Genomic DNA, 10,635 nt, shown 5'->3' on the forward strand with positions numbered 1-10,635 from the left:
GACCACGTCCACCCCCCGGCCGCCCGAGGCGGCCCGGAAGGCGTCCGCGAAGTCGGTGCTGCGCGAGGAGGCGATCCGCTCCGCCGGAATGCCCCGCTCCCGCAGGACCCGCTGCTTCGCCTCACTCGCCGTCGCGTACACGGTCGCGCCCAGATGGCGGGCCAACTGCACCGCGGCCGTCCCCACACCACCCGTCGCCGCATGGATGAGCACGGAATCACCGGCACGCAGTCCGCCGAGGTCGACCAGGCCGTAGTAGGCGGTGAGGAACACCGCCGGCACGACCGCCGCCTGGGCGTAGGTCCAGTGATCAGGGATGAGGGTGAGGGCTCGGTGGTCGGTGACGGCCTCAGGGCCGAACGATCCGGAGACCAGACCCATGACCCGGTCACCGGGCCGCACCCCGGTCACCCCGGGACCGACCTCCAGGACCACACCCGCGGCCTCGGCGCCGAGCGGCACCTCCGGCCCCGGATACATGCCCAGCGCGTTCAGCACGTCACGGAAGTTGACCCCCGCGGCCCGCACGGCCAGCCGCACCTGACCCTCCGCCAGGGCACCGGCCGGCTCCTCGGGGAGCAGCGCCAGATTCTCCAGCGTCCCCTTCCCGGTACTGCGCAGCGACCATCGGCCGCCGCCCGACGGCACCGTCAGCTCCCCGCCCGCCGCACGCGCCAGACGCGGCACGAACCAGCCGCCCCCACGCACCGCGACCTGCGGCTCGCCCCACGACGCCACCGGCAGCACATCATCCACCGAACCGTCGGAGTCGACCAGCACGATCCGGCCCGGGTTCTCCGACTGCGCCGACCGCAGCAGACCCCACACCGCACCCAGCGCCGGATCACCGCCGAACGACCCGACCGCCACCGCACCCCGCGTCACCACCAGCAGACGCGCGTCACTCTCCCGCTCCGCCGCCAGCCACTCCTGCAGCCACCCCAGCACCCGCACGACCGCGTCGCGGGTGTCCTCGGAGTCCTCCACGCCCAGCTCGACCACCTGGGTCGGCGCCGCGTCCACCGGTTCGGCGGGGGCGGCCTTGGGCGTCCAGTCCACGCGGTAGAGGGAATCGGTGCCGGTCTCCTGGACGGCGGCGCCGTCCAGCTGCCCCGGCGAGACGGAACGCAGGACCAGCGAGCCGATACGGCCCACCGGCACCCCGATGCCGTCGGCCAGGTCCAGCGAGATCCTGCCGCCCTCGCCCGCCGTCATCCGCACGCGCAGCGCGGGCGACCCGACGGCGAACAGCTCCACGCCGGTCCAGGCGAAGGGCAGACCCGGTCCGTCCAGGTCGGACACGCCTCCGGTCAGACCGATGGCGTGCAGGGCAGAGTCCAGCAGCGCCGGGTGCAGACCGAACCGGCCCGCCTGCTCCGCCGCCTCGCCCTCGAGACCGACCTCGACGAACAGGTCGTCGCCACGCCGCCAGACCGCGCGCAGACCCCGGAACACCGGGCCGTAGCCGTAGCCCATGTCGGCGAGGAGGTCGTACATGCCCTCGACCGGCACCGCCTCGGCTCCCGCCGGCGGCCACTGGACCATGCCCACGGCGCTCTCGGCGGTCTGTTCCTGGCTCTCGGCCACGAATCCGGAGGCGTGCAGGGTCCAGACGGTGTCGACGTCCTCGCTCGGCACCGCCGAGTGGATCGTCAGCGGACGCCTGCCGTCGGACTCGGCCGCTCCGACCATGATCTGCAGCGCGCGGGCGCCGCGCTCCGGCAGCACCAGCGGCGCCTGGATGGTGAGTTCGTCGAGCACCGGGCAGCCGACCCGGCCACCGGCGTGCAGGGCGAGCTCCACGAACGCGGTGCCCGGCAGCAGCACCGTCCCGAGGACGGCGTGGTCCGCCAGCCAGGGGTGCGAGTCCAGCGACAGGCGGCTGGTGAACAGCGACACGTCCTCGCCGGCGACCGCGACCGAACCCGCCAGGAGCGGGTGCGCGGAGCTGCTCAGCCCGGCACTGGCGAGGTCGCCGGTGCGGTTGAAGTTGCGCGGCCAGTAGTGCTGGTGCTCGAAGGCGTAGGTGGGGAGGTCGGTGCGGCGGGCGCCGGTGCCGGCGAAGACGGTGTCCCAGTCGACGGTGACGCCGTGGCAGTGCGCCTCGGCGAGGGAGGTCAGGAAGCGGTCGAGGCCGCCTTCGTCGCGGCGCAGGGTGCCCAGGACGGCGGCGTTCTCGACGGTGCCCTGGAGGCCCAGGCCGAGGACCGGGTGGGGGCTGACCTCGACGAACACGGTGTGCCCGTCGGCGAGGGCGGCGCGGGTGGCGTCCTCGAACTCGACCGTGTTGCGGAGGTTGTCGTACCAGTAGCCGCCGTCCATCGCCGTCTCGCCACCGTCGAGGAGGCGGCCGGTCAGCGAGGAGTAGAGCGGGGTGTTGCCCTGCTGGGGCGTGATGCCGGTCAGCAGGCGGGCGAGTTCGTCGCGGATGGCTTCGACGTGGGCGGAGTGGGAGGCGTAGTCGACGTCCACCTTGCGGGCCCGGACCCCGGCCGACTCGCACGCGGCGATCAGCTCGTCCAGGGCGTCCACGTCACCCGACACCACGGTCGAGGAGGGACCGTTGACCGCGGCGACGGATATCCGGCCGTCCCACGCGGTGATCGTGTCGCGGACCCAGGAGGCGGGCTGCGCGATCGAGACCATGCCGCCCAGACCGGCCAGCGCCGTGATCGCCCGCGACCGCAGGGCGACAACCTTCGCCGCGTCCTCCAACGACAGGATCCCCGCCACCGCGGCAGCGGCGATCTCACCCTGCGAGTGACCGATCACCGCCGCGGGCTGCACACCGTACGAACGCCACAGCTCCGCCAGCGACACCATGACGGCCCACAGGACCGGCTGGACCACGTCCACCCGCTCCAGACCCTCACCACTGCGCACCACATCCAGCAGCGACCAGTCGATGTGCGGAGCCAGCGCCGCCGCGCACTCCGCCATCCGCGCCGCGAACACCGGCGAGGACTCGAGCAGCTCGACCGCCATCCCCACCCACTGCGCACCCTGACCCGGGAACACGAACACGGTCTTGGCCACCCGGCCGGCGGTGGAAGCGGTGGTGACCGCTGCGGACGGTGCTCCTTCCGCGAGGGAGGTCAGGGCCGCCTCGAACTCGCCCGGCGCGGCCGCGACCACGGCCGCGCGGTGGGGGAAGGACGTCCGCGTCAGGGCCAGCGAGTAGCCGACGTCGGCGACCGGCACGCCCGGGTTCTCCCGGAGGTGGGCCAGCAGTCGTTCGGCCTGCGCCTTCAGCGCCTGCTCCGACTTGGCGGACAGCACCCACGGCACCGCCGCACCCGCCGGGGCGGGGACCGCCTCCGGCTCGGCGGCCGGCTCTCCGGCGGGCGCCTGCTCGAGGATGACGTGCGCGTTCGTCCCGCTGACGCCGAACGAGGAGACGCCCGCCCGGCGGGGACGGTCCTCCGTGTCCCGCCATACCTGCGCTTCGGTCAGCAGCCGTACCGCGCCCACCGACCAGTCGACCTTGCCGGACGGCTGGTCGACGTGGAGGGTCCTGGGCAGGACGCCGTGGCGCATGGCCATGACCATCTTGATGATGCCGGCGACGCCGGCCGCGGCCTGGGTGTGACCGACGTTGGACTTGATCGAGCCGAGCCACAGCGGCCGGCCGTCCTCGGGACGGTCCTGGCCGTAGGTCGTCAGCAGCGCCTGGGCCTCGATCGGATCGCCGAGCGTCGTGCCGGTGCCATGGGCCTCGACCGCGTCGACGTCGGCGGTGGTCAGGCCCGCGTCGGCGAGGGCGGCGCGGATGACGCGCTGCTGCGACGGGCCGTTCGGCGCGGTGAGGCCGTTGCTGGCGCCGTCCTGGTTGACGGCCGAACCCCGCACCACCGCGAGCACGCGGTGGCCGTTGCGGCGGGCGTCGGAGAGCCGCTCGACGACGAGCACGCCCACGCCTTCGCCCCAGCCGGTGCCGTCCGCCGCGTCGGCGAACGCCTTCACCCGGCCGTCGGCCGCCATACCCCGCTGACGACTGAACTCGGTGAACGACATCGGGGTCGACATGACGGTGACGCCGCCCGCGAGCGCCAGGTCGCACTCGCCCCGGCGCAGGGCCTGGGCGGCGAGGTGCAGCGCGACGAGGGAGGAGGAGCAGCCGGTGTCGACGGTCGCGGCGGGGCCCTCGAGGCCCAGGGTGTAGGAGACACGACCGGACAGGACGCTGGCCGCGTTGCTGGTGAGGGTGGAGTCGGCGCCCTCGGCGGAGGCCATCAGCAGGGGGGCGTAGTCCTGGCCGTTCGTACCGGCGTACACGCCCGTACGGCTGCCGTGCAGCACCGTGGGGTCGATGCCCGCGTGTTCGAAGGCCTCCCAGGAGGTCTCCAGCAGCAGGCGCTGCTGCGGGTCCATGGCCAGGGCCTCACGCGGCGAGATGCCGAAGAACGCCGGGTCGAAGTGGCCGGCCCCCGCGACGAAGCCGCCCTCGGCGACGTAGGAGGCGCCGGGACGGCCCTCCGGGTCGTAGACGGCGTCGAGGTCCCAGCCCCGGTTGCCGGGGAAGGCCCCCATCGCGTCGACGCCGTCGGCCACAAGACGCCACAGGTCGTCGGGGGAGTTCACGTCGCCGGGGTAACGGCAGGCCATGCCGACGATGGCGATCGGCTCGTCGTCGGAGAAGCCGGTGGTGCGGACCGCGGCCGTCGCGGCTGCGGCTGCCGTCGGGGCGCCGAGGAGTTCCTCGCACAGGAAGGCGGCGAGCCGGGTCGCGTCGGGGTGGTCGAAGACCAGCGTGGTCGGCAGCTTGAGGCCGGTGGCCTCCGAGAGGCGGTTGCGCAGTTCGACGGCGGTGAGGGAGTCGAAGCCGAGTTCCCGGAAGGCCCGGGCGGGCGGGACGGCCTCCGCGTCCTGGTGGCCGAGGACGGCGGCGGCCTCGCCGCGCACCAGACCGATCAGGATCTCCTTCTGGCGGTCGGCGGTCAGACCCTCGAGCCGGCCGCGCAGGGCCGAGGAACCGGCCTGGGCGTCGGGCGCGGCGTCCTCCTCGCCCGCGAGGGCGCGCCGGACCTCCGGGATGTCGCCGATCAGCGGGCGCGGCCGGGACATGGCGTAGAGGGGGGCGAAGCGCTCCCAGTCCATGTCGGCCACGCTCACGCAGGTCTCGTCGTGCTCGACGGCCTGGTGCAGCGCCTCGATGGCCAGCTCGGCGGGCATGGCGGCGAGGCCGCGGCGGGCCAGCTGCTCGCCCGCGTCGCCGCCGGACATGCCGCCGCCGTCCCAGGCGCCCCAGGCGACGGACGTCGCGGTCAGACCGCGCGAGCGCCGGCTCAGGGCGAGGCCGTCGAGATAGGCGTTGGAGGCCGCGTAGGCCGCGTGGCCACCGCTGCCCCAGACCCCCGAGTTGGAGGAGAAGAGGATGAAGGCGTCGAGCGAGTCGTCGTCGAACAGCTCGTCGAGGTGTGCGGCGCCCAGGGTCTTGGCGGCCAGGACCTCGTGCAGCTGCTCCGCGTCGAGGGTGAGGAGGTCGCCGGTCCGGTCGACGCCCGCCGCGTGCAGCACCGCCGTGATCGTCTCGCCGGTCTCCCGCAGGCCGCCGACGAGCGCCTCCAGCGCGTCCCGGTCGGCGACGTCGCACGCGGCGACGGTGACCCGGACGCCCAGCGCGGTGAGTTCGTCGAGCAGCTCCGGGGCCCCGGGCGCGTCGATTCCGCGGCGGCTGGTGAGCACCAGGTGCTCGGCACCGGTCTCGGCGAGCCGGTGCGCGACGCGTGAGGCGATCGCACCGGTGCCGCCGGTGATGAGCACGGTTCCCCGAGGGGTCCAGTTCCGGGAGCCCGGACGGCCGCCGAGCGGGGAACGGGTCAGGCGGCAGACGTACGCGCCGGAGTCCCGGACCGCCCACTGGTCCTCGTCGCCCGCCGCGGCGAGGATGCCGCAGAGGCGGGACGCGCCGCGGTCGTCGAGCCCGGCGGACACGTCGATCAGTCCGCCCCAGCCCTGGGGAAGCTCCAGGGCGGCGACCCGGCCCAGCCCCCAGACGGCGCTCTGTGCCGCGTCGACCACGCGGTCCGAGACGCCGACCTTGACCGCGGAGCGGGTGACGGCCCACAGCGGCGCGGTCGCCTCCATACCGGCGAGGGCGCGCAGCAGTTCCACCGTGGCCGCCGGGCCGGCGGGTACCTCGGGGTGCGTGGAGGACCGTGCGGCGGTGTCCAGCGCGAGCAGCGAGAGCACGCCGTCGACGTCCTCGATGCTCTCCAGGGCGGCGAGTTCGGCGAGGGTGCGCCGGTCCGCCTCGGCCCCGTGCCGGACGAGCCCCGCGGTGAGGGTGTCGGCCAGGGCGGACGTCTCGGCGTCCAGGTGGTCCGGCAGGACGACCAGCCACCGGCCGGTCAGGCGCGCGTCGAGGGCGGCCGCCCCCGGCTTCCAGCCGAGGCTGTACCGCCAGGAGTCGATCGTGGCGTTGGTGCGCCGCCTTCTCCGCCACGAGGACAGGGCGGGCAGCGCGGCGTCCAGCAGCTCGGCGTCGGCGGGGTCGAAGGCGTCGGCGAGGGCCGCCAGGTTGCCCTGCTCCACGGCCTCCCAGAAGCGGGCGTCCTCGGGGTCGAGGTTCTCCGCCAGTTCGGCGACGGGCGACTCCGGCCAGTAGCGCTTCCGCTGGAAGGCGTAGGTGGGCAGGTCGGTGCGGCGGGCGCCGGTGCCGGCGAAGACGGTGTCCCAGTCGACGGTGACGCCGTGGCAGTGGGCCTCGGCGAGGGAGGTCAGGAAGCGGTCGAGGCCGCCTTCGTCGCGGCGGAGGGTGCCGAGGACGGCGGCGTCGGTGCCGGTGTCCTCGACGGTGCCCTGGAGACCGAGAGCCAGTACCGGGTGGGGGCTGACCTCGACGAGGACGGTGTGTCCGTCGGCGAGGGCGGCGCGGGTCGCGTTCTCGAACTCGACCGTGTTGCGGAGGTTGTCGTACCAGTAGCCGCCGTCCATCACCGTCTCGCCACCGTCAAGGAGACGACCGGTCAGCGAGGAGTAGAGCGGGATGCTGCCCTGCTGCGGGGTGATGCCGTCCAGAAGGGAGGCCAGCTCCTCCTGGATGGCCTCGACGTGGGCGGAGTGCGAGGCGTAGTCCACGTCGACCCTGCGGGCCCGCAGGTCATTGCCCTGGCAGTGGGCCAGGAACTCGTCGAGGGCATCGGTGTCACCCGACACCACGGTCGAGGAGGGACCGTTGACCGCGGCGACCGATATCCGGCCGTCCCACGCGGCGATCGCCTCGCGCACGACCTCGGCCGCATGGGCCACGGACACCATGCCGCCCAGACCCGCCAGCGCCGTGATCGCCCGCGACCGCAGGGCCACGACCTTGGCCGCGTCCTCCAACGACAGGATCCCCGCCACCGCGGCAGCGGCGATCTCACCCTGCGAGTGACCGATCACCGCGGCCGGCTGGACACCGTACGAACGCCACAGCTCGGCGAGGGAGACCATGACGGCCCACAGGACCGGCTGGACCACGTCCACCCGCTCCAGACCCTCACCGGAGCGCACGACGTCGAGCAGGGACCAGTCGGTGTGCGGGGCGAGCGCGGCCGCGCACTCCGCCATCCGCGCCGCGAACACCGGCGAGGACTCGAGGAGTTGCACGGCCATGCCCGCCCACTGCGCTCCCTGACCCGGGAACACGAACACCGTCCTGGCGTCCCCCGCGGACGCGCCGCGCACCGCGCCGGGGACCGTACGGCCCTCGGCCAGCGCGGCGAGCGCCGTCGCGAAGTCGTCCCTGCCGGCCGCCACCACGGCCGCACGGTGTTCGAAGCGGGAGCGCGTCAGCGCCAGCGAGTAGCCGATGTCCGCGACCGGCGCGTCCGGGTTCTCCCGGACGTGGGCCAGCAGACGCTCCGCCTGCGCCCGCACCGCGGACTCGGTCCTGCCCGACAGCACCCACGGCACCACGCCGCGGGACGTCACCGGGACCTGGTCGGTCTCGGTCGACGTCTCCTCGGCCGGTGCCTGCTCGAGAATCACGTGCGCGTTGGTACCGCTGATGCCGAACGAGGAGACGCCGGCACGGCGCGGCCCTCCGGTCTCCGGCCACGCACGCTGTGCGTCGATCAGTTCGACCGCGCCGGCGGTCCAGTCGACGTGGGTGGAGGGCTCGTCGATGTGCAGGCTCTCCGGCAGCACGCCGTTGCGCATCGCCAGCACCATCTTGATGACGCCGGCGACGCCCGCGGCGGCCTGCGTGTGGCCGATGTTGGACTTGACCGAGCCCAGCAGCAGCGGCCGGCCCTCCGGCCTCTCCTGGCCGTAGGTGGCCAGCAGCGCCTGCGCCTCGATCGGGTCGCCCAGGGAGGTGCCCGTGCCGTGAGCCTCGACGACGTCGACCTGGTCCGCGGAGACCTTCGCGTCGGCGAGGGCGGCGCGGATGACGCGCTGCTGCGCGGGCCCGTTGGGCGCGGTGAGGCCGTTGCTGGCCCCGTCCTGGTTGATCGCGGAGCCACGCACGACCGCCAGCACCTGGTGCCCGTTGCGCCGGGCGTCCGACAGGCGCTCCAGCAGCAGCACGCCCACGCCTTCGGCCATGCCCATGCCGTCCGCCGCGTCGGCGAACGCCTTGCACCGGCCGTCGCGGGCCAGGCCCTGCTGACGGCTGAACTCCATCAGGCCCGCCGGGTTCGGCATGATCGAGGCGCCGCCCGCCAGGGCCATGGCGCACTCGCCGTTGCGCAGGGACTGCACGGCGAGGTGGAGTGCCACCAGGGAGGAGGAGCAGGCCGTGTCGAGGGTGACGGCCGGGCCCTCCAGGCCGAGCGTGTAGGAGACGCGCCCGGACAGCACGGAGGTCACCGTGCCGGTGAGGATGTATCCCTCGGAGCCGGCCGAGCCGCTCAGGTCGCCGCCGTAGCCCTGGCTCGCCGCGCCGACGAACACGCCGGTGGGGCTGCCCGCGACGGTCGTCGGGTCGATGCCGGCCCGCTCGAGCGCCTCCCAGGAGGTCTCCAGCAGGAGGCGCTGCTGCGGGTCCATGGCCAGGGCCTCACGCGGCGAGATGCCGAAGAAGCCCGGGTCGAAGTCGCCCGCGTCGTGCAGGAAGCCGCCCTCGAGTGCGTAGATCTTGCCCGTGGCGGACGGGTCGGGGTCGTACAGGTCCTCGATGTTCCAGCCGCGGTCGGTCGGGAGGCCCGAGATGGCGTCGCCGCCCGAGGACAGGAGGTTCCACAGGTCCTCGGGCGAGGCGACGCCTCCCGGAAGGCGACAGCTCATGGAGACGATCGCGATCGGCTCCGCTTCCCGCGATTCGACGTCACGAAGGTGTTGGCGAGTCTGCTGCAACTCGGCGACCACACGGGTCAGGTACTCCCGCAGCTTCTCTTCGTCCGCCATCGAAACGTCGCTCCCGTCGGGTCTGACTCACGGTGAGTACTGCTGCTGCTGCTCGGAAGGGAGTGGCAGGCAGGGTCAGGAAAGCCCGAGATCCCTGTCGATCAGATCGAACAACTCCTCGTTAGTAGCGGACTCGAGTCCTGCCATAGCGCCGTCCTGCGCTCCCGTCGCCTGTTCGTCCCCGTGCCCGCGGCTGAGCTTGGACAGGAGTGCCTCGAGCCGCATGACGACCCGGACCCGGCCGATGTCGTCACCCGTCCGTGCGGCGAGCGCCTCCTCGAGGAGGTCCAGTTCCTCGACGGAGGGCAGGACCTGGCCCGGTGCGGTGGGCAGCACCTCGGCCTTGACGAAGGAGGCGAGCGCGGCCGGCGTCGGGTGGTCGAACACCATGGTCGCGGGCAGCCGCAGCCCGGTGGCGGCACCGAGGCGGTTGCGGAGTTCGACGGCGGTCAGGGAGTCGAAGCCCAGGTCCTGGAAGGGGCGCCTGGCCTCGATCTCCTGGGCGGAGGAGTGTCCGAGCACGGACGCGGTGTGCTCCCGCACGAGGTCCAGGACGCGCTGGTCCTGTTCCGCGCCGGAGAGGGCGGCGAGTTCGGCCCGCAGCGCGGGCGCCGAACCGGTCTCCTCGGAGACCAGCGCGTCCTGGCGTGCGGTCAACTCCCTGACCTGCGGGATCTCCGTCAGCAGGGGCCGGTCGCCGCTCATGGTGAAGACGGGGGCGAACCGCTCCCAGTCCATGTCCGCCAGCACGATCGCCGTGTCGTCGTGGTCGAGGGCCTGCTGCAGGGCGACCATCGCCAGTTCGGGCCGCAGGGCCAGCACGCCGTGCCGGGTGAGGGCTCCCTCTCCCCCGCCTTCGCCGGCGCCGGCCACCATGCCTCCGTCCGCCCACGGGCCCCACGCCACCGCCACGGAGGGGACTCCGCGGGCCCGGCTCTGCTGGGCCAGTGCGTCGAGGTGGGCGTTCGCGGCCGCGTAGACGCCGTGCTCGCCGACGCCCCAGACACCGGCGACGGAGGTGAAGTGGACGACCGCGTCGAGCCGCGCCGGGTCGAGGAGTTCGTCGAAGTGGCGGGCGCCTGCCACCTTGCCGTTCGCCACGTAGGCGGCCGCCTCGGGCCCGCACTCGGTCAGCGGGGCCAGCAGGCCCACGCCCGCGGCGTGCATGACCGTGCGGACCTCGTCGCCGTCCGACGCCAGCTTGGCGAGCAGTTCCTCGACGGAGTCGCGGTCGGCGACGTCGCAGGCCGCGACCGTCACCCGGCCGCCCGCCGCCTCCAGCTCCGCCTTGAGTTCACGGGC

The 10,635-nt window shown here is 73.8% G+C and carries 2 protein-coding genes; both read right to left on the bottom strand.

Annotated elements, in window-relative coordinates; genetic code table 11:
- A partial coding sequence (locus HW445_RS32765) for a type I polyketide synthase (protein ID WP_218956740.1) occupies window positions 1-9,333 on the bottom strand: 9,333 nt, incomplete at its 3' end.
- 75 nt (window positions 9,334-9,408) lie between these two features.
- On the bottom strand, window positions 9,409-10,635 hold a 1,227-nt coding region (locus HW445_RS08715), incomplete at its 5' end, for a beta-ketoacyl reductase (protein ID WP_180220449.1).

It is taken from the genome of Streptomyces sp. UH6, from assembly GCF_013421635.1.
In the GTDB taxonomy this organism is placed as follows: domain Bacteria; phylum Actinomycetota; class Actinomycetes; order Streptomycetales; family Streptomycetaceae; genus Streptomyces; species Streptomyces abyssomicinicus.